The sequence below is a fragment of the Rugamonas sp. GW822-FHT03B10 genome (genome assembly GCF_058801745.1).
Genome location: NZ_JBXANP010000003.1, coordinates 184,530 through 202,036 on the forward strand (window position 1 = coordinate 184,530; position 17,507 = coordinate 202,036).

The following is a 17,507-nucleotide window of genomic DNA, read 5'->3' on the forward strand; positions in this document are numbered from 1 at the left end:
ACTGCGCGATGCAGTTAATTCAGCATAGCAATCAATTTTCCAATGAGCAAATTAAACCCGCATCGACTGTAAGGTAAACTACGGGCCCGTCAAATTGACGCTACACTAGCTGGTGGCGCAGCACACCCGCTAGTCACCATCGTAACAGAGGATCAAAATGCAGAAAGTTAGTTTCGAATTGAACGGTGATTTTGTTGAGCTGAACCAGTTGTTGAAGCTGGTGGGCCTGTGCGACAGCGGCGGCGCCGGCAAAGTCATGGTGGCCAGCGGGGCCGTCAAGGTCGACGGCAAGCCCGAGTCGCGCAAGACGGCCAAGATCCGCGCCGGCCAGCGCGTCAAAGTGGGCGACGTCGAGATCACCGTGGCGGCGGCTTGACCCGTGTTTTGACGTCCATTTGAGGTCGGTTTGATGTCCGCTTGATGTCACCACGGATTTTGCTCTTGCGTTCGAGCAATAACCTTCTAAGCTGAAACCATGGCCGGGCCTGTTTGATCCGGCACACGCCGCCGTGGCGCCCGGTTGCTATAGTGGGCCGCGTCGCCGCGCGGCCAGATCAACCGACCACAAGGGGAAAGCCATGGACGGCCCCGAGCACAACATGCAGACCCAGGAAAGGCTGATCGGCGACCTGCGGCAAGTGATAGAGAACGCGGAAGAACTGCTGAAGAACACGGATCAGTACGACAGCGCCCTGTACCAGAACGCCCGGGCCCGGCTGGCCCAGGCCCTGCACACGGCCACCGAGGAACTGGGACGTTTCGAGGATGCCCAGTTGACGCGCATGATCGCGGCCACCAATGCGGCCAGCGCCGCCCAGGGCGACAACACGGGCGAGGCGCGGGTGCTGCGCGCCTTCCGCACGCGCTGAGCCGCCCCCGCCTCCCCCCTTCCCGCTTACTTGCCGGCCCGTTTCTCCTCGATCACCTCGTCGACCGAGAAGCGGCCCGGTCCGAACGCGGCCAGCACCAGCAACAGCAAGCCCCAGTACAAGTGATCATTGAGCGCGGCCGGGCAGTCGTAGCTGAACAACACAGGGTAGGAAATCACGGCCATCACATTCACGGCCAGCAAGCCGAGCGCCGCCTGGCGCGTGAACAGGCCGGCGAACAACAGCACGGGGAACAGCAATTCGCCGCCGGCGCCCATCCAGGCCGCCAGTTCGGGCGGCAACACCGGCACCTTGTATTCATCGTGAAACAGCGCCAGCGTGGTGGCCCAGTCGGCCACCTTGAGCATGCCGGCCTTGAAGAACTGGCTGCCCACATAGAAGCGCAACGCCAGATTCAGCAGGGAACCGCCCCATTCCGTCAGGTTGGCGTCGTAGCGGGAGAATTGCTGGTGCAGCCCAAGTATCATTTTCATCATGTTGTTCTCGTTCATTGATAAAGAAAGGGACAACCTCGCCTGTGGCGAGGCGGATACTGCTGTTGCGCTTGCTGCAAGTGTTACATTGAATGGGCGTGGAAATCAACCTCCCGTATCGACAATCAGACGATGTTCGAGCCACAAGCCCAACTGGCCACCGATATCGAAGGCCTCGTCGAGCGCGAAAGCGGCGTCCAGCGCCGCGCCGAACGTGGCGCCGGCCGCCAGTTGCGCCAGCGCGGCATGCGCGGCCGGGCTGAGCGGCAGCAGCCGGGTCTGCCACTGCGGCCGCAGCACGATGCCGTGGCTGGCCTGCGTCATCTGCTCCGGGAAATCCTGGTCCGCGCCGGGCTGATGCGCCAGCCACAGCGGCACCACCGCCCACGGCGACGCGTGCAGGCTGCAGGCCGGATGCAGCGTCATCGTGCATTGCTCCAGCCGCTCCGGCGCCAGCGCCGCCAGTTGCCCGGCGGTGACAGACCCGGCGTCCGGCGCGTAATGGGCGCGGTGCACGGCCCATTCCAGCCGCGCCATGTCGGGCAGATACGGAAACTGCGTGGCGTGGGGGAAGCCGGCCAGGAACGCGGCGAAGTGGTCGCCGAACCGGTTCAGGTCGGCGTTGTGGGACGGGTGGGCCAGACCGTAAGCCCGGCTCAGCCCGCCAAAAAAATCCTCGCCGACCAGCATGCGGATCACGGGGTAGGCGTTGGCCAGCGTCTTGTCCCAGGTCGCCGTCAGGTTGCCCCGGTACAGTCCGAAGCGGCGGGCGTCCTGCCCGGCGCGCAAGCGCGACTGCACGGCGGCCTCCCCGGCCGGATCGAACAAGGCTGAGGCGAATTCACGTTGGGTGAGCGCGAACACCGGCGGCGCCGCTTCGTCTTCGTGCATGTCACCGTGCATCTCGGCCCGCACCTCGTCCGGTGCGGATGCCTGCGCGGCGTGGACGGCGGGCCCGGCCGGCGCATCGGGCGCCAGCCGGTCGGCCAGCGCGCGCGCCTTGTCCGCCTCGCCCAGCAACACATCGAGCGCGGGCAGGTCGGTGTCCCATTCGATCAGCGTGGGCACGCGGCCGAAGCGGCGCAGCGCCGCCTCGTACAGCCGCCAGACCGGCTCGGCCACCGTGTCGCCATGGTGGTCGATCACGGCCAGCGGCGTGACCAGGTGCCCGGCCAGATGGATCTCGCCCACCGTGCCGGGCGCGATGGCGTCCATGGCCTGCAACGCATCCTCGCCGTGGTTGCACTGATTAACGTATAAATTGTTTATATCAAGCAGCAAGCCGCAGCCCGTGCGTGCGGCCAGCGCGGCCAGGAACTCCATCTCGCCCATGGCGTCGGCCTGAAAACGCACATAGGTCGACACGTTCTCGAGCAGGATCCGGCGCTGTAGCCGGTCCTGCACGCGCTGCACGCGCTCGCTCAGCAAATCGAGCGCGGCCCGGTCCAGCGTGACCGGCAACAGGTCGTTGAGCTGGCGGTCGGACACCGCGCCCCAGCACAAATGCTCGGACACCAGCACCGGCTCCACGCGCTGCACGAGGCTGGCCACGCGCTCCAGGTGATCGCTGGAAAAGCCGCGCGCCGAGCCCAGGCCCAGTCCCACGCCATGCAGGCTGAGCGGATAGTCGCGCCGCAATTGCGACAGCACGTGCCAGTCCCAGCCCGCCTGGTCGAGATAGTTCTCCGTATGGACCTCAAGCCAGCCGATGGCCGGCCGCTGCGCGAGGAACTGGCGGTAGTGCGGCGCCCGCAAGCCCACGCCCACGTCCAGCGGGGTCGCCTGATCGCGGGAGGGGAACATGGGCGCGCTCCGCAACGTCGGCGCCGGTTACTTGGCTGGCGCGGTGGTCTTGCCGCCCATCTTCTCGCAGGTGCCCTTGGCCACGTATTTCCACTCGGCGGCGCCGTTGTCGACCTTGGACTGGCCGGCGCAGGAGTGGGCGCCGTTGGGGGCGGCGCAATCGTTCTGGCCAGCCTTGGCGATGCCGAAGCACTTCTCCTTCTCGCCGGCCGGTGCGGACGCGGCGGCGCTGCTGGCCGTGCTGACGGAGGCGCATACGGTGGCGAGGGCGGCGGCGATCAGGGCTTGACGTTTGTTCATAGTAAGTCTCCTTGGTGGAAAAGATAACGGGATAAAAATGAGGTGTGCGATGCGACGGCTATCGTCTGCATCTGGACGGTAGTCGCCCCAGCGGGTGCGCACCTTACACGCTCGAACAATTTTTATTTTATTACGACAGGGAACCGGGCCCAGCCTGGGCGATTTTACTCAGGCGGCGGGAGAAGAATAGCGCAAACCGATACGGAAGACGACAAAATGTCAACCGCCGTGGTAACGCGGCGGGCGAACGGTATTGCAGTGTGGGGGCAGGGAGAAATACAAAGGGGCCGCGCACGGCCCCGCTGCGCGCCCGCAGGCGCGCGGTGACGACGACGGCGAGGGCCGCTCAGGCGGTGGTGTTGATCGTGTTGCCCAGGTGCGAAGGCAGATTCGGCGTCGATGGCACCGGGGGAATCGCCTCGATCAGGGCAGCGGCGCTGGAGGCCTGGATGTCCTGGGCTTTTTTCAACACGGCAACGCCGACGGCCTGCTTGGTGCCGGTGTCCGCGATCGTGGTTGATGCTTGAGCAATACCTGTGACGTCCATGTGAGTCTCCATTAAGGCGTATCACCTTCTTTTACGGACGTCTCACGCGGAACTTTAGCCCCGCCGCACAAATATTTAGCAGCCGGTGTGGCGCCGCAGCCAGGCCAGCACAGCGGCCGGCTCATTCAGGTCGAGCCAGGCGAGGCCGGCACGCAGGCCGTCCGGCGCCGGCACGTCGGACGCCACGGCGACCACGTGGCCGTCATCCGGGTACAGCGGCGCGTTGCCGGAGGCGGGCCGGTACACTTCGAGCTTGTCGATGGGATAAGACTTGAAGCCCTCGACCAGGGTCAGGTCGGCCGGCGACAGGCGCGCCAGCTGCGCATCCAGCGCCGGCTCGGGCGCGCCGCGCAGTTCGCGCACGATGGCGTAACGGTAAGGCGACGCCACCATCACTTCGGCCGCGCCGGCGCGGCGCAGCCGGGCGCTGTCCTTGTGGGGCGGCTCCAGCTCCAGGTCGTGGTGGCTGTGCTTGATGACGTTGACCTTGACCCCGGCCACGGCCAGCTGCGACACCAGCCATTCGAGCAGCGTGGTCTTGCCGCTGCCCGAACGTCCCACCACGCCCAGCACCTTGGCCGCCAGCGCCTGTCCCACCGTATCGCCCTGCATCGTCATCCGTCCCGCCCTGTTGTCGTGCCGCCATTATACGCACGGCGGCCGCGACGGCGGGAGGCTCACACGTCCCTGCGGAACACCTCGTTCTTCCGGCGGCGGCCCACCAGGCAGATCATGCCCATGCCAGCCAACAACATGCCGTAGCCGGGCGCCTCTGGCACCGGCGACAGCACCTGCGCCGTGTAGCTGGCGCCGATGCGGGCCAGGTCGGCGTCGGTCACGCCGAACACGAAGAACTTGTTGTCGCCGCTGTCGGCGCTGAAGTCGTTGTCGTTGGCCACGTACAGGGTGTGGGTCAGCACGCCGTCGCGCATGAGGTCGGCGCCGAACGCCAGCCCCTCGATCTTGGACGGGATCTGTCTGGCGCTGTAGCCGTTGGCCATCAGCACCGGCACCAGATCGAGGAACAGTTGCTTGTGCAGCGACGGCGTGCCGGCGTTGATCGCCGCCAGCCCGCTCACGTCGGTGGCGCCGGCCAGGTCCACCATGTACAGCTGCTTGTTGACGGCCTTGCTGCCGTCGCCCAGGCCCTTGCCGTCGCGCTCGTCGACGAGGAATTGATGGTCGTTCAGCGCCACGATCTCGCTCACGCCGCTGCCGCTGCTGAGCTGGTAGGCGTATTCATGCGTGGCCTTGGTGGCGATGTCGATGGTGACGATGCGCAGCGTGCCCTTGGCGTCCTGCTCCAGGTTGGCCTGCATGGCGCCCACCAGCGTCTTGCCGTCGGGCGTGATGGCCAGTCCTTCCATGCCCTTGTTGGCGATGCGGCCGCTGGCGTTGCCGGCGATCTCGGCGTCGCCGCTGGCCGACAGGTGCGACACGGCCAGCTTGTCCGGCAGCGCGAAACTGGCGATGCGCTGGCCCGTGGCGCGGTCGAACTGGTAGACGTAGGGGCCGTACTCGTCGGAAACGAACACGCTCTTGCCGTCGCGCGAGACGCGCACCGCTTCCGGATCGAGCCGGCCGTTGTTGGGGTTGGCGCTGCTCTGCGATGGATCGAAATTGTCCGAGCGGCCCGTGAAATAGTAGTGGCCGGCGCTGTTCAGCGTGGGCGTGCCGCTGCCCAGCGTGTAGCCGCCGCCCGTGCCCAGCGCGCCGCTGCCGTAGCTGAGCGCGGTGGCGCTCGACAGCAAGGTGGTCGCGCTCAGCGTGGGCGTGAGCGTGTAGGCCAGGCCGGGGCCGGCGTTGGCCGTCAGCGCCATGTTGATGGTCTGGAAGCGGTTGATGTAGGACGTGGTGTTGTCCACCAGCGGGTTGTAGACGCTGGCGTTGGGGCCACGGTCCGGCGTGGCGATGAAGGTGTCGCCGCCCGCGTAGGCCAGGCCGGAGCCGAGGCCGCCCAGCAGATTGCCGGCCACGCCGTTTTCCAGCGGCCCGGCCGTGGCCGTCGACAGGTCCGACGCCAGCCCGCTCAGGCTGCCCACGGCGATCAGTTCCACCGCATGCGCGCGCGGCACGTAAAACGCGGCGGCGATCAGTAGCGGCATCAGCTTCAGGTGTTTCATGATATTTCCCGGCATAGTTGACTATGCGGTAAAAATATCATTCAGACATGACGCAATGATGACATTACGATCACACCGCCCAGCGCAGGCGTCAGTACGGCACGCGGTAGCGGTAGCCCTTGAAGGTGAACACGGCGGCCTTGGGCTGCAGCTTGTCGAGCACCAGGCCGGGCGCGACTTCCTCGCCCTCGTGGCGCAGCACCTTGTCGATCAACAGCAGACGGTCGGCCGGGTTGCGCGAGTACATATAGCCACCCATCGTGATCGGCGGGATGGCGCGCTGTATGGGTTCGGGCAAATCGCGCAGGTTCTGGATCGCCTCCTCCTGCACCGGCGGCGCGGGGGCTGCGGCCACGGAGGCGGACGGCACCGCCTTGGCGACGGCGTCCGACGTGGCGGCATGATGGTGCGGCGGCGCCGCCTTTGACGATGCAGGCGCGGCCACCGCCACCGGGGCCGGGGTGGCCGGTTGCGGCGCGGCCACCGCCACCGGGGCCGACGCGGCAGGTTGCGGCGCGGCGGCGGGCATTGCTGGCGGGGCAACCGGCGTTGGCGTTGGCGCTACCACTGGCGCCTGCGCCACAGATGGTGAGGCGGGCGCGGGCGTCCGCGGCGCGGGTGACACGACCGCCGGCATGCCTTGGACCGCCGGAGGCGCCTCGGTCCGTTGCGGCGCGGGCACGGCACTGGGCCCTGCCGGGGTCGTGGGCACGGCGCTGGACACGGCAGGGGGCGCCGGCCGCAACACCAGCGCCAGCAAGCCCGTCGTCACCAGCCCCAGCGCGGCCAGTGCCAGCAGCAGCGGCTTGTTGCGCAGCCCTGCCCCGCCAGCCTGGGCGGCGGCGATGGCGGGCGCATGGATGGTGGGCACATCGCCAAGCTGGCGTTCGGCCTGCGCCTTCTTCAATGCTTCCAGGATGTAGGACATAGTTGATCGGCTGGCCGGCCGGTCCGGGGAAAAGTGGTCGATCCCGCGATTGTACGGCCTGGCGCCCCGAATTTCATCCTGTCGCAAACATTACATCATATTGTGATATATTAGCTTTCCCCATATCATTTTTACTGGTCTCATGTCTCCCCGTTCCCACGAACTTAGCAAGAGCGACTTCGAAACGCTCTCCAATTTCCGCTATCAGATGCGGCGCTTCGAACACTTTTCCGAATCGGCCGCGCGCGCGGCCGGCATCACGCCGCTGCAATATCTGCTGATGCTGCACGTGAAAGGCTTTCCCGGCCGCGAGTGGGCCAGCATCGGCGAGCTGGCCGAGCGCCTGCAATCGCAACAGCACGGCGTGGTGGCGCTGGTGTCGCGCTGCGAGGCGGCAGGGCTGGTGCAGCGGCGTGTGAGCGCGGCCGACAAGCGCCAGGTGGAAGTGCACCTGCAACCCCATGGCGAGGCGCTGCTGGTGCAACTGGCCGATCTGCACCGGGCCGAGCTGCAATCGCTGGAAGGCAAGTTCGCGGTGCCGGTGGTCGATTGGGAGGCGCCATGAACCAGCGCGACTTCTCCAACGACCTGCGCCTGATGATCGTGGCCGTGGCGGCCGTGGTGGGCCTGCTGAGCACGCTGGCCGCGTGCGCCCTGCTGCGCCTGATCCACTTCTTCACCAACCTGTTCTTCTTCCAGACCCTGTCGCTGGACGACCGTTCGCCGGCCCTCAACACGCTGGGCCTGTGGGTGCTGGTGGTGCCCGTGGTCGGCGGCCTGATCATCGGCCTGATGGCGCGCTACGGTTCGGAGAAGATCCGCGGCCACGGCATTCCGGAAGCGATCGAGGCCATCCTGTTCGGCCAGAGCACCATGTCGCCCAAGGTGGCCATGCTCAAGCCGCTGTCGTCGGGCATCGCGATCGGCAGCGGCGGACCGTTCGGCGCGGAAGGCCCCATCATTATGACGGGCGGCGCGATCGGTTCGCTGGTGGCGCAGCACCTGCACCTGACCGGCGCCGAGCGCAAGACGCTGCTGGTGGCCGGCGCCGTGGCCGGCATGACGGCCATCTTCGGCACGCCGATCGCGGCCGTGCTGATGGCGGTCGAACTATTGCTGTTCGAACTGCGTCCGCGCAGCCTGCTGCCGGTGGCCGTGGCCTGCGCGGTGGCCGGCTTCGCGCGCGCGCTGGTGCTCGACAGCGGGCCGCTGTTCCCGCTGCAGACGCTGGCGCCCACGGCGATGGAACTGCCCGGCTGCCTGGTGGCCGGCACGGTGGCCGGCGCGCTGGCCTGGTTGCTGTCGACCTCGCTGTACCGGGTCGAGGACTGGTTCCACCGGCTGCCGCTGCACTGGATGTGGTGGCCGGCCCTCGGCGGCGTGGCGGTCGGCATCGGCGGCTATCTGGAGCCGCGCGCACTGGGCGTCGGCTACGACGTGATCGGCGACCTGCTGCACGGCCACCTGGCGCTGCAATTCATGCTCGGTCTGCTGCTGTGCAAGGCCGTCATGTGGGTGCTGGCGCTCGGTTCGGGCACCTCGGGCGGCGTGCTGGCGCCGTTGCTGATGCTGGGCGCGGGCCTGGGCGCGGTGCTCGGCCCCTACCTGCCCGGCAACGATCCGGCCCTGTGGCCGCTGGTGTTCATGGCCGCCACGCTGGGCGGCATGATGCGCGCGCCCGTGATGTCGGTGGTGTTCGCGCTGGAATTGACGCATGACGTGAACGCCCTGCTGCCGCTGCTGACGGCGTCGGCCGTGGCGTATGGCTTCACGGTGCTCGTGATGGGCCGCTCGATCCTGACGGAGAAGATCGCGCGGCGCGGCTACCACATCTACCGCGAATACGGCGTCGATCCCATGGAGCAGCACAACGTGGCGCAAGTGATGACCGCCGCGCCCGTGTGCGTGGACGCGCAGGCGCGCGTGGCGGACGTGCTGCTCAGCCATTTCGGCGACGGCCAGCTGCACCGCGCCTATCCGGTGGTGCACGGTGAGCGGCTGGTCGGCATGGTGGACCGGGCCGCGCTGCAACGGGGCGCGGCGGAGACGGTGGGCCAGTTGTTCGGCGTGAACGTGCCGAACGTGGCGCTGGGCGCGGAAACCTGCCGCGCCGTGGCGACCCGGCTTGCCGTGCATGGGCAGGAACGCCTGCCCGTGGTGGAGGACGCGCAATCGATGAAACTGATCGGCGTGGTCAGCCGCAGCGACCTGATCAAGCCTGCCGCCACCCTGTTCGGCGACGAGCATCAGCGCCAGACCTTCCGCAGCGCCGTGCCGGCCCGTTTCAAGACGCGCCAGTCGTAACCCGCGGCGCGGGCGCCAGCCGCCGGTTAAGGCTGCGCCTGCCGTCGGCGGGGCGCGGCCTGCCATCGACGGGGCTGTGCCTGCCGTCGGCGGGGCGGGGCCTGCCCGGCCAGCCCCGCCTGCCGGGCTCAGCGCGGAGCCGCCAGGCGCGGTTCCGCCACCCCGGCCAGCTGGTGCAGGCGGATGAAGGTCTTCGGACCGGCCACGCCGTCCGCCTTCAACTGCTGGGCCGACTGGAACTCGCGCAGGCGGCGCATCAGGGCCGCATCGAGCGGCTGGTTCTCGGCCGGCTTCTTCAAGCCATACAGCTGGGACAGATGCCTGGCCAGCCAGTCCACGTCGGGGCCACGGTCGCCATCCGTCACTTCATCGCGCCAGCTACGCGGGGCGCGCCAGAACGTCGTGTAGCTGCCATCGTAGCGCTCGGTCAGCGCGGCCAGGCTCAGGTGCTGGGATCTGCCGTCGAACGCGACGGTGGCGCCGCCGGCATCGAGCGCCGTCAACAAGGCGTAGCGCGGGCTGGCCGGATCGGCGCGCAGCGTCAGCACGGCCGGACGGTCGAGCCGGCGCAATTCATCGACGCCGCCCCGTGTTTGCAGGCAACGCAGATTGAGTTTGTATGCCACCTGGCAAGGCTCACCGGGCGGCAGGGTCTGTCCCCACAACGCCGCCAGCTGACGCAACAGCGCGTCGGGCCGCGCGCCGCCTTCAGCGGCGAGCGCGACGGGCGCATCGACGCCGGCAGTTGCGGACGGGGCCGTGCTGGACGTCACGGCGGCGGGCACCGCGACCACGCCGCCACCAGCGCCGCCAGCCACCACCTTCACAGACGACGCCGGACGCCCCACGGGTCCTGATACCATTTTGGTATCACGCGCCGGCAGCCATTGCCATGCCGCCGCGCTGATGGCCACGCCAGCCAGCGCGCCGGCCGCCAGACCCGCGCCCCATTGCGGCCAGGCGCGCCGCGCCCGCCCTGCCCCGCCGACGGGCGCGGCGAACACCTCGGCCGCCGCGCGCCGCACGATGGCGGGCGTGACCTGCGGCCGGTTCTCCACATACGCCCCCAGCAAGGCCCGGTCGCACAACAGGTTGATGCGGCGCGGCACGCCCTTGGCCAGCTTGTGTACCAGCCCGGTGAGCCGGCGCGGAAACGGCGAACTCGCCGCCACGCCGGCCACGGCCAGCCGGTGTTCGATGTAACTGCCCGTTTCCGCCTCGGTCAGCGGCCCCAGGTGGTAGCGCGCGATCACACGCTGCGCCAGCTGCTCCAGCTCGGGGCGGGCCAGCATGGTGCGCAGCTCGGGCTGGCCGATCAGGATGATCTGCAACAGCTTGCGCTCGTTCGTCTCCAGGTTGGTCAGCAGGCGCAACTGTTCAAGCACGTCGGCCGACAAGTTCTGCGCCTCGTCGATGACCAGCACGTTGTTGTTGCCCTGCGCATGGCTGTCGAGCAGGTGGCGGTTGATCGCATCGACATAGCCTTTGACGGTGACGGCGCCGGCCCCGTGCGGCGCCAGCGTGATGCCGAACTCGTCGCACACGGACAGCAGCAATTCCTCGACCGACAGCTTGGGATTGAAGATGTAGGCCAGCTTGCAATTGGCGGGGATCTGCTCCATGAAGCAGCGGCAGACGGTGGTCTTGCCGGCGCCGATCTCGCCCGTCAGCAACACGAAGCCACCGCCGCTGCCCACGCCGTACAGCAGGTGGGCCAGCGCCTCGCGGTGGCGTTCGCTCATGAACAGGTAGCGCGGATCGGGCGCGATCGAGAACGGCGCTTGCTTCAGGCTGAAAAATTGCGTGTACATGAAACCCCTGGGTGGCGTTCAGCGCGAACGCACGGCCTTGGGCTGGACGGGCGGCAGCGGCTGGAACTTGGCGCAGTATATCTTGGACTTGCGGTCGAAATAGACAATGCGGCTGGCCGGTTTCGCTTCGCGCACCGGGAACGCCGAACTGTCGATTTTCGCATATTGCATGCCCACCTGCGCGGTGATGGCCTGTTCCAGCTTCTCGGGCGTGGTTTCGGCCACGGCGCCCACGAACACGAAGGTGCTGGTGTCGTCGCTGACCATCAGTTCGGAAATCTCCACACCCCACAAGCTGGCGCCATCGGACTTGAACCAGTAGGCGCCGCCGTCGTGCTTGTAGGCGGGGCCGAAGGCGTTGAGCAGGTAGTTGTAGAAATATTTGTTGTCGACCTGGTCGCGGCACAACAAGGCGTTGCCGACGATGGTGCCGAATGTGGTGGGAACGGCCGCCTGGGCGCTCGCGCTTCCCAACGCCAAGGGCAACGCCAGCGACAGCGCCGGAAACAGCGCGCGCGACAGCGCCAGGAGGCCGGGCCGCCTGCGGCGGTGCGCGATGTTCAGCCGTGCCGGCATGCTACAGCTTTTGCATCCATGCCCGGTTGGCCATGATGCGTGCCTTGGCCGTGGCCGGCAGCGCCTCGTAACAGCCAGGATATTGCTTCAGCGCGCTCTCGCGCACTTCCTTCTGCAACCCGTTGATCAGAAAAATATACAGTACCCCGCCATCGTCCGTCTTCTTGGTGCCCATATATTTGATCATGCTTACTCCCTTCACCCTTCACCCAGTCGGCGGCCCGCGCATCGGCCGCCTGTTGAATGGCATTATGACATCTGGCCTAGAAATCACATACTGTTTCACTGGCGGTACAGGGTAGATATCGGCGCGCCGACGTATAAACTGTAGCGTATGGATCAGTGTTACCCGTGCGGGAACGTGGTTGATAGCTCAAACATTCAAGTTCAATAACACCCATTAGGAAATTCAAGTATCCAGTGCCGGGACGGTATGCTCTAATCAATATCGAAGGTGAAACTTCGGATTGGCTGTACGAAACAATGTGGAGAGAAAAATGAATCGCATCGTCACAGCGGCTGTGCTGACGCTGTCCCTGCTTGGCGCCGCCAGCGCCATGGCGGGGGATGCCGTTGTTCTCGACAACAACAACGACGACATGACCGAGGCGCCGCGCGGCTTCATCGAAATCGACGATCCCATGCACGTGCTGCAACCGTATCTGGCCGACGACATGATGTTGCCGCGCCAGCAGGCCGCTTACTGGGTACGGCCCCGGCTGACGGCGGCCAAGGTGCAGGACAGCGCCGGGCGCGCCCCGTCCACGGGCAAGAAGGAATCGCGCCTCGCCGCGCTCAAGAGCAAGTATTCGGACTTGCCCGAGCCGCCCATGGCATCCATGTTGCTCATCGGCCTGATCCTGCTGTTCCTCACGGTGCAAGAGGAAAAGGACGAGAAGTTCACCAAGGAATGACCACGACGCGCCGTTCAGCGCCCCGTTTTTGCAGTTGATGCCGTTGATCCGTGCATCCATCCCTTTCCCGTCGCGACGCGCCGCCGGATGGCTTATCTTTTCGCCGTCCCCACCACGTGTTGCGAGAGAACATGAACCCGCTGATCCAACGTACCACCCTGGCCACAGCCCTGGCGCTGGCCAGCGCGCCGCTGCTGGCCGCCACGGCCCAGCCCGACAATACCATCGGCACGGAAACCCGCACCTTGGCGCCGTTCAGCGCCATCGCGGTCGAGGGACCGTGGCCGGTGGTGGTCACGGCCCAGGGCGCGCCGTCGCTCGAACTGAGCGGCCCGCGCAAGGAGCAGGCCAACGTCGAGACGGTCGTGATCGGCGACACCCTGACGATACGCCCGCTGCGGCGCGGCGGCTGGCATTTCTCGTTGGGCTGGGGCAAGCAGACGCCGCTGACGGTGCGCGTCACGGCGCCGCGCCTGGCCAGCCTCAAGGCCGGCGGCAGCGCCGACGTGCGACTGGAACAATTTCACGGCCAGCAATTGACGTTGTCCACGGGCGGCTCCGGCGCCTTGCGCGCCAGCGGCGACGCGCGCGAACTGAGCTTGCGCACCGGCGGCAGCGGCAACGTCGACGTGCGGGCCATGACGGTGGGCAAACTGAACCTGCGCATGAGCGGCTCGGGCGACGTCGCTGCCGGTGCCATCGACCAGGACGTGAACGCGGAAATGAACGGCTCCGGCGACCTCGATCTGGACCGCGTGCGCGGCGGGCGCGTGAACGCCATGATGCGCGGCTCGGGCACGATGCACGTGCAGGGCGACAGCAAGGAACTGCGGGCCGAGCTGTCCGGATCGGGCGACCTGCACGCGTGCGACCTGCAGGCGCAAGCCGTGACGGCCGTGCTGCGCGGCTCGGGCGACGCCTGCGTGGCCGGCGCCATCAGCCAGTTCGACGCCGAAGTGCACAGCTCGGGCAACCTCACCGCGCGCGGCCTGCAAGCGCACACGATGCACGCCATCCTCACCAGCGCCGGCAACATGGAATTGTCGGGCAGCGGCGGCACGCTCAGCGCCGAAGTGACGGGCTCGGGCGACTTGGACGCGCAGCACCTGCGAGTGATGCGGGCCGTCACGCGCAGCCGCGGCCCCGGCAACATCATCCTGAACACAGTCAGCGACACGCTGGACGCCGAACTGAACGGATCGGGCGACCTCGACGCGAGCGCCGACTGCAAGCAGGTCAAGCTGACCATGAACGGCCCCGGCCAGGTGACGCTGGCCGGCAAGACCGACAAGCTCGACGCCCAGCTGAGCGGATCGGGCGACCTGCGCGCGCGCCGGCTGTGGGCCGGCCAGGCCGACGTGGTGGTGCACGGCCCCGGCAGCGCCGTGGTCAACGTCAAGACGGCCGACAAATCGCGGCTGCTGTCGATCGACCGCAGCGGCACGCGCGAACGCGCCAACTAATCACAATGGGGGACGTGACACGATCCGACGCGGTTAAATTGTGTCACGTCCCCTATTTGCTATCCGCAGCCGCTTAGTCGAAGCACAGCCGCCGCTTGGTGGCGGCGATCAGCTTGGCGTCGTACGGGTGCAGGTTTTCGATGAACAGCAGTTCGCTTTCATCCGGTTCTTCCAGACACATGGCCAGCATCACCGGGCCATCCTCCATGCGGCCCAGGAAGTGCTTGGGCCAGCGGTTCTTGCGGTGCGCGCGCAGCACTTCCATGCCGAGCTTGGCCAATGCCGGCTTCACACCGGCCGCCAGCGCCTCGCGCTGCCATTCGTCCCAATAGTCCTGCTGTCCTGCCTTGCTCATCTGTGTATTCCCTGAAGCCAAATGCAGCAGTGTACCCCGCCCGCGCCGAAGCTACCACAACAAGACCAAATCGGCAGCCAACCACGCAAAAAACCATACCATTTTAAAAAAGAATCTAAACCTTATAAATCAACAAGTTACAAAAAATATTGCGGGCATTGCGGGGAGTCCACTTCATGATTACGCAATACCAGTTAAATACCTGTTGACAAGCTGGTTTTGCAAACTTATAGTGCCCCACAACTCCCCGGCACGCAGGCGGTATGCAAGCCCGGCCGGGATGGCACAACAGCTTGGGCAAAATCATGATCGAATACTTCATCGGTGTGGATGGCGGCGGCAGCGGCACCCGGGTGCGGCTGGCCGGCTGCGATGGACGCGAACTGGCCGAAGGCGCCAGCGGCCCGTCCGGCCTGCTGCACGGCATCGCGCGCGCCTGGGCTGCCGTGGAGGACGCGGCCGCGCAGGCGTTCCGCGCCGCCGGCCTGGCCATCCCGGACCGCCAACACGTCGCCATCGGCCTGGGCCTGGCGGGGGTCCACAACAAGCAATGGGCGGCCGAATTCGTGGCCGCCAATCCCGGCTACGCCACGGTGGCGCTGGACACGGACGCCGGCACCACGCTGCTGGGCGCCCACCGGGGCCAACCGGGCGCCATCATCGCGCTCGGCACGGGCAGCGTGGGTGAAGTGATGCTGGCCGATGGCAGCCGCCATGAAGTGGGCGGCTGGGGCTTCCCGTCCGGTGACGAGGCGGGCGGCGCGTGGATCGGTTTGCGCGCCATGAACCACATTCAGCAGGTGGTCGATGGCCGCGCCACCGGCAGCCCGTTCGCCAGCGCCGTGATCGCCGCTTGCGGCGGCACGCGCGACGCGATCCAGGTCTGGCTGGCCAACGCCACGCAAACGCAGTTCGCGCAACTGGCGCGGCTGGTGCTGCAATACGCCGACGCGGACGCCGGCGCCGATCCCACCGCGCGCGCCATCCTGCTTGAGGCGGGCCGCCAGGTGGCGCTGATCGCGCACGCGCTCGACGCCGGCGCCAGCCTGCCGATCGCGCTGTGCGGCGGCCTGGCCGCGCCGCTGCGCCCTTACCTGCCGCCGGCCCTGCTGGCGCGCGTGGTGCCGCCGCAAGGCGATTCCGCCGCCGGCGCGCTGCGGCTGATACAACAACATGGGAAGGAGTAGCCAGTGCTAGCACAGTTGAGCGATTTCAGGCCCGACGCCAGCAGCGACACCCCGCTCTATATGCAGTTGGCCAACAAGCTGTCCGACGGCATCGCCAGCGGCGACTGGCGCGCCAACGAGGCGCTGCCGTCCGAGCGCGTGCTGTCGGAGATGCTGACCATCTCGCGCGTGACGGCGCGCAAGGCGATCGACATGCTGTGCGAGCGCGGCATGCTGACCCGCCGGCGCGGCTCGGGCACCTACATCACGCCCAAGCTGGAGCAGCCGCTGTCGCGCCTGACGAGCTTCTCCGAAGAACTGAGCCAGCGCGGCTTCACGGCCGGCTCGCGCTGGCTGCAGCGCGACATCGGCATGGCCTCGCCGCAGGAGCTGCTGTCGCTGGGCCTGTCGCCCAACATGCCGGTGGCGCGCCTGAAGCGGCTGCGCACGGCCGACGACGTGGTGATGGCGATCGAAACGACCACCATCCCGGCCGCTTACATGCCCCATCCGCAGCAGGTGACGGATTCGCTGTACGGCTACCTGGAGGCCAGCGGCGCGGTGCCGATGCGCGCGTTGCAGCACATCCGCGCCGTCAACGCCAACGCCGAGCAGGCGCGCCTGGCCAACATTCCCGCGGGTGCCGCCATGCTGCACATCACCCGCGTCAGTTATCTCGACAACGGCAACGCGGTGGAACTGACCCACTCGTTCTGCCGGAGCGACTATTATGAATTCGTAGCGGAGTCACGCAGATGAGCGGTGCAATCAAAGGCAATATCCTGACCTCGGCGGGCTGGGTCCGCGGCGAGATCGCGTTCTCGGACCGTATCGGCGCCATCCACGGCGCCGCCACCGATCCGGCCACCAACGGCGACGATTACGTCCTCCCCGGCTTCATCGACCTGCACGTGCACGGCGGCGCCGGCAAGGACGTGATGGAGGGCGGCGACGCCGTCCACGCCATCGCCGCCATCCACGCCAGGCACGGCACCACCAGCCTGCTGGCCACCACCATGACGGCGCCGCCGGAAGACATCGACATCGCGCTGAAAGCCATCGGCGAGGCCTGCGCCAACCGCCGTCCCGGCTGCGCGCGCGTGCTGGGCGCCCATCTCGAAGGCCCGTACATCAACTCCGGCAAGCTCGGTGCACAGCCCAACTATGCGCGCGCCGCCAAGCTGGCCGACGTGCAGCGGCTGGCCGCCTTCGCGCCGCTCAAGCTGATCACGGTGGCGCCGGAAATCGCCGGCCACCTGCAGCTGGTGCGCGAACTGGCCGACGCCGGCATGCGCGTGCAGATCGGCCACACGCTCGGCTCCTACGAGGACGGCGTGGCCGCGCTCGAACATGGCGCGGCCGGCTTCACCCACCTGTTCAACGCCATGAGCGGCCTGCACCACCGCGAGCCGGGCATGGTGGGCGCGGCGCTGGCGCACGCCCAATACGCGGAACTGATCCCCGACCTGCTGCACGTGCATCCGGGCGCCATCAAGGTGGCGCTGCGCGCCATCCCCCACCTGTACTGCGTGACCGATTCGACGGCCGCCACCGGCATGCCGGACGGCGAGTACATGCTGGGCCGGCACACGGTGCAAAAGTGCATGGGCGGCGTGCGCCTGCCCGACGGCACGCTGGCCGGCAGCACGCTCACCATGGACCAGGCGCTGCGCAACCTGGTGGGGCTGGGGCTGGACCTGGCCGACGCCTCGGCCCGCGTCTCCACCTACGCGGCCGACTACCTGGGCCTGCAGGAACGGGGCCGGCTGGCGCCCGGCGCCTACGCCGACATGGTGGTGCTCGACCGCGACCTGAATCTCAAAGCCGTTTATATCGAAGGAGAACTGTTGTGAC

At 67.4% G+C, this 17,507-nt stretch carries 20 protein-coding genes; 9 read left to right on the forward strand and 11 right to left on the reverse strand.

The annotated features are described in order from the left end of the window. The first annotated feature begins 157 nt into the window (after nt 1–157). Nucleotides 158–376 carry an RNA-binding S4 domain-containing protein gene (locus tag AC1RQG_RS06765; protein WP_493129610.1) on the forward strand — a complete coding sequence of 73 codons (219 nt, stop codon included), beginning with the start codon at nt 158–160 and terminating at the stop codon, nt 374–376. Nucleotides 377–578: 202 nt separating this feature from the next. Next, nucleotides 579–869 (forward strand): DUF883 family protein, encoded by a 291-nt coding sequence (locus AC1RQG_RS06770; protein ID WP_493129612.1) that lies wholly within the window; start codon nt 579–581, stop codon nt 867–869. 26 nt (nt 870–895) lie between these two features. Here the strand turns inward: AC1RQG_RS06770 and AC1RQG_RS06775 are convergent, their stop codons facing one another. The 7 genes from AC1RQG_RS06775 to AC1RQG_RS06805 form a co-directional block, all read right to left on the reverse strand. Then, on the reverse strand, nt 896–1,366 hold the full coding sequence (locus AC1RQG_RS06775) for a DoxX family protein (RefSeq protein WP_493129614.1): 471 nt from the start codon (nt 1,364–1,366) through the stop codon (nt 896–898). A 102-nt stretch (nt 1,367–1,468) separates the two neighbouring features. Further along, a complete protein-coding gene (gene bufB / locus AC1RQG_RS06780; RefSeq protein ID WP_493129616.1) occupies nt 1,469–3,166 on the reverse strand; it encodes an MNIO family bufferin maturase in 1,698 nt (565 codons plus the stop codon). Between the two features lie 27 nt (nt 3,167–3,193). After that, nucleotides 3,194–3,466 (reverse strand): BufA1 family periplasmic bufferin-type metallophore, encoded by a 273-nt coding sequence (locus AC1RQG_RS06785; protein WP_493129618.1) that lies wholly within the window; start codon nt 3,464–3,466, stop codon nt 3,194–3,196. A 346-nt stretch (nt 3,467–3,812) separates the two neighbouring features. Then, on the reverse strand, nt 3,813–4,013 hold the full coding sequence (locus AC1RQG_RS06790) for a YjfB family protein (RefSeq protein WP_182156023.1): 201 nt from the start codon (nt 4,011–4,013) through the stop codon (nt 3,813–3,815). A gap of 75 nt (nt 4,014–4,088) precedes the next feature. Next, entirely contained in the window at nt 4,089–4,631 is a 543-nt protein-coding gene (gene mobB / locus AC1RQG_RS06795; RefSeq protein WP_493129620.1) for a molybdopterin-guanine dinucleotide biosynthesis protein B, read from the reverse strand. Nucleotides 4,632–4,690: 59 nt separating this feature from the next. Beyond that, the gene (locus AC1RQG_RS06800) at nt 4,691–6,136 is read right to left on the reverse strand and encodes an esterase-like activity of phytase family protein (RefSeq protein WP_493129622.1); all 1,446 of its coding nucleotides are present in this window, start codon (nt 6,134–6,136) and stop codon (nt 4,691–4,693) included. A 91-nt stretch (nt 6,137–6,227) separates the two neighbouring features. Next, nucleotides 6,228–7,064: a general secretion pathway protein GspB gene (locus tag AC1RQG_RS06805; RefSeq protein ID WP_493129624.1), complete on the reverse strand. Its 837-nt coding sequence runs from the start codon at nt 7,062–7,064 to the stop codon at nt 6,228–6,230. Nucleotides 7,065–7,206: 142 nt separating this feature from the next. Here AC1RQG_RS06805 and AC1RQG_RS06810 point away from each other — a divergent pair, with 142 nt between their 5' ends. Both AC1RQG_RS06810 and AC1RQG_RS06815 read left to right on the forward strand, forming a co-directional pair. After that, a complete protein-coding gene (locus AC1RQG_RS06810; RefSeq protein WP_493129626.1) occupies nt 7,207–7,629 on the forward strand; it encodes a MarR family winged helix-turn-helix transcriptional regulator in 423 nt (140 codons plus the stop codon). Continuing rightward, nucleotides 7,626–9,368, forward strand: a complete 1,743-nt coding sequence (locus tag AC1RQG_RS06815; RefSeq protein WP_493129628.1) for a chloride channel protein — start codon at nt 7,626–7,628, stop codon at nt 9,366–9,368. The genes AC1RQG_RS06810 and AC1RQG_RS06815 overlap by 4 nt, the downstream gene beginning before the upstream one ends. A 128-nt stretch (nt 9,369–9,496) precedes the next feature. On the opposite strand, the gene AC1RQG_RS06820 is transcribed toward AC1RQG_RS06815, so the two are convergent. The 3 genes from AC1RQG_RS06820 to AC1RQG_RS06830 are packed head-to-tail and all read right to left on the reverse strand — an operon-like array spanning nt 9,497 to nt 11,942. Next, on the reverse strand, nt 9,497–11,179 hold the full coding sequence (locus AC1RQG_RS06820) for an ExeA family protein (RefSeq protein WP_493129629.1): 1,683 nt from the start codon (nt 11,177–11,179) through the stop codon (nt 9,497–9,499). 18 nt (nt 11,180–11,197) lie between these two features. Then, nucleotides 11,198–11,755 (reverse strand): hypothetical protein, encoded by a 558-nt coding sequence (locus AC1RQG_RS06825; RefSeq protein ID WP_493129631.1) that lies wholly within the window; start codon nt 11,753–11,755, stop codon nt 11,198–11,200. Nucleotide 11,756: 1 nt separating this feature from the next. After that, a complete protein-coding gene (locus AC1RQG_RS06830) occupies nt 11,757–11,942 on the reverse strand; it encodes a hypothetical protein (protein ID WP_493129633.1) in 186 nt (61 codons plus the stop codon). A 310-nt stretch (nt 11,943–12,252) separates the two neighbouring features. Between AC1RQG_RS06830 and AC1RQG_RS06835 the strand changes: the two genes are divergently transcribed. Both AC1RQG_RS06835 and AC1RQG_RS06840 read left to right on the forward strand, forming a co-directional pair. After that, nucleotides 12,253–12,669: a hypothetical protein gene (locus tag AC1RQG_RS06835; RefSeq protein ID WP_493129635.1), complete on the forward strand. Its 417-nt coding sequence runs from the start codon at nt 12,253–12,255 to the stop codon at nt 12,667–12,669. 131 nt (nt 12,670–12,800) lie between these two features. Continuing rightward, the gene (locus AC1RQG_RS06840) at nt 12,801–14,132 is read left to right on the forward strand and encodes a GIN domain-containing protein (protein ID WP_493129637.1); all 1,332 of its coding nucleotides are present in this window, start codon (nt 12,801–12,803) and stop codon (nt 14,130–14,132) included. Nucleotides 14,133–14,205: 73 nt separating this feature from the next. Here the strand turns inward: AC1RQG_RS06840 and AC1RQG_RS06845 are convergent, their stop codons facing one another. Continuing rightward, a complete protein-coding gene (locus tag AC1RQG_RS06845; protein WP_493129639.1) occupies nt 14,206–14,487 on the reverse strand; it encodes a hypothetical protein in 282 nt (93 codons plus the stop codon). A gap of 305 nt (nt 14,488–14,792) precedes the next feature. Here AC1RQG_RS06845 and AC1RQG_RS06850 point away from each other — a divergent pair, with 305 nt between their 5' ends. The 3 genes from AC1RQG_RS06850 to nagA are packed head-to-tail and all read left to right on the forward strand — an operon-like array spanning nt 14,793 to nt 17,506. Beyond that, nucleotides 14,793–15,674: a glucosamine kinase nucleotide-binding domain-containing protein gene (locus AC1RQG_RS06850; RefSeq protein ID WP_493129641.1), complete on the forward strand. Its 882-nt coding sequence runs from the start codon at nt 14,793–14,795 to the stop codon at nt 15,672–15,674. Nucleotides 15,675–15,677: 3 nt separating this feature from the next. Next, entirely contained in the window at nt 15,678–16,412 is a 735-nt protein-coding gene (locus AC1RQG_RS06855) for a GntR family transcriptional regulator (protein WP_493129643.1), read from the forward strand. Then, nucleotides 16,409–17,506, forward strand: coding sequence for an N-acetylglucosamine-6-phosphate deacetylase (gene nagA / locus AC1RQG_RS06860; RefSeq protein WP_493129645.1), 1,098 nt, complete (start codon nt 16,409–16,411; stop codon nt 17,504–17,506). The genes AC1RQG_RS06855 and nagA overlap by 4 nt, the downstream gene beginning before the upstream one ends. Nucleotide 17,507 lies beyond the last annotated feature (1 nt).

Coding starts and splice junctions, on each gene's coding strand:
- AC1RQG_RS06765 (WP_493129610.1), top strand. CDS start 158: ATGCAGAAAGTTAGTTTCGAATTGAACGGTGATTTTGTTGAGCTGAAC.
- AC1RQG_RS06770 (WP_493129612.1), top strand. CDS start 579: ATGGACGGCCCCGAGCACAACATGCAGACCCAGGAAAGGCTGATCGGC.
- AC1RQG_RS06775 (WP_493129614.1), bottom strand. CDS start 1,366: ATGATGAAAATGATACTTGGGCTGCACCAGCAATTCTCCCGCTACGAC.
- bufB (WP_493129616.1), bottom strand. CDS start 3,166: ATGTTCCCCTCCCGCGATCAGGCGACCCCGCTGGACGTGGGCGTGGGC.
- AC1RQG_RS06785 (WP_493129618.1), bottom strand. CDS start 3,466: ATGAACAAACGTCAAGCCCTGATCGCCGCCGCCCTCGCCACCGTATGC.
- AC1RQG_RS06790 (WP_182156023.1), bottom strand. CDS start 4,013: ATGGACGTCACAGGTATTGCTCAAGCATCAACCACGATCGCGGACACC.
- mobB (WP_493129620.1), bottom strand. CDS start 4,631: ATGACGATGCAGGGCGATACGGTGGGACAGGCGCTGGCGGCCAAGGTG.
- AC1RQG_RS06800 (WP_493129622.1), bottom strand. CDS start 6,136: ATGAAACACCTGAAGCTGATGCCGCTACTGATCGCCGCCGCGTTTTAC.
- AC1RQG_RS06805 (WP_493129624.1), bottom strand. CDS start 7,064: ATGTCCTACATCCTGGAAGCATTGAAGAAGGCGCAGGCCGAACGCCAG.
- AC1RQG_RS06810 (WP_493129626.1), top strand. CDS start 7,207: ATGTCTCCCCGTTCCCACGAACTTAGCAAGAGCGACTTCGAAACGCTC.
- AC1RQG_RS06815 (WP_493129628.1), top strand. CDS start 7,626: ATGAACCAGCGCGACTTCTCCAACGACCTGCGCCTGATGATCGTGGCC.
- AC1RQG_RS06820 (WP_493129629.1), bottom strand. CDS start 11,179: ATGTACACGCAATTTTTCAGCCTGAAGCAAGCGCCGTTCTCGATCGCG.
- AC1RQG_RS06825 (WP_493129631.1), bottom strand. CDS start 11,755: ATGCCGGCACGGCTGAACATCGCGCACCGCCGCAGGCGGCCCGGCCTC.
- AC1RQG_RS06830 (WP_493129633.1), bottom strand. CDS start 11,942: ATGATCAAATATATGGGCACCAAGAAGACGGACGATGGCGGGGTACTG.
- AC1RQG_RS06835 (WP_493129635.1), top strand. CDS start 12,253: ATGAATCGCATCGTCACAGCGGCTGTGCTGACGCTGTCCCTGCTTGGC.
- AC1RQG_RS06840 (WP_493129637.1), top strand. CDS start 12,801: ATGAACCCGCTGATCCAACGTACCACCCTGGCCACAGCCCTGGCGCTG.
- AC1RQG_RS06845 (WP_493129639.1), bottom strand. CDS start 14,487: ATGAGCAAGGCAGGACAGCAGGACTATTGGGACGAATGGCAGCGCGAG.
- AC1RQG_RS06850 (WP_493129641.1), top strand. CDS start 14,793: ATGATCGAATACTTCATCGGTGTGGATGGCGGCGGCAGCGGCACCCGG.
- nagA (WP_493129645.1), top strand. CDS start 16,409: ATGAGCGGTGCAATCAAAGGCAATATCCTGACCTCGGCGGGCTGGGTC.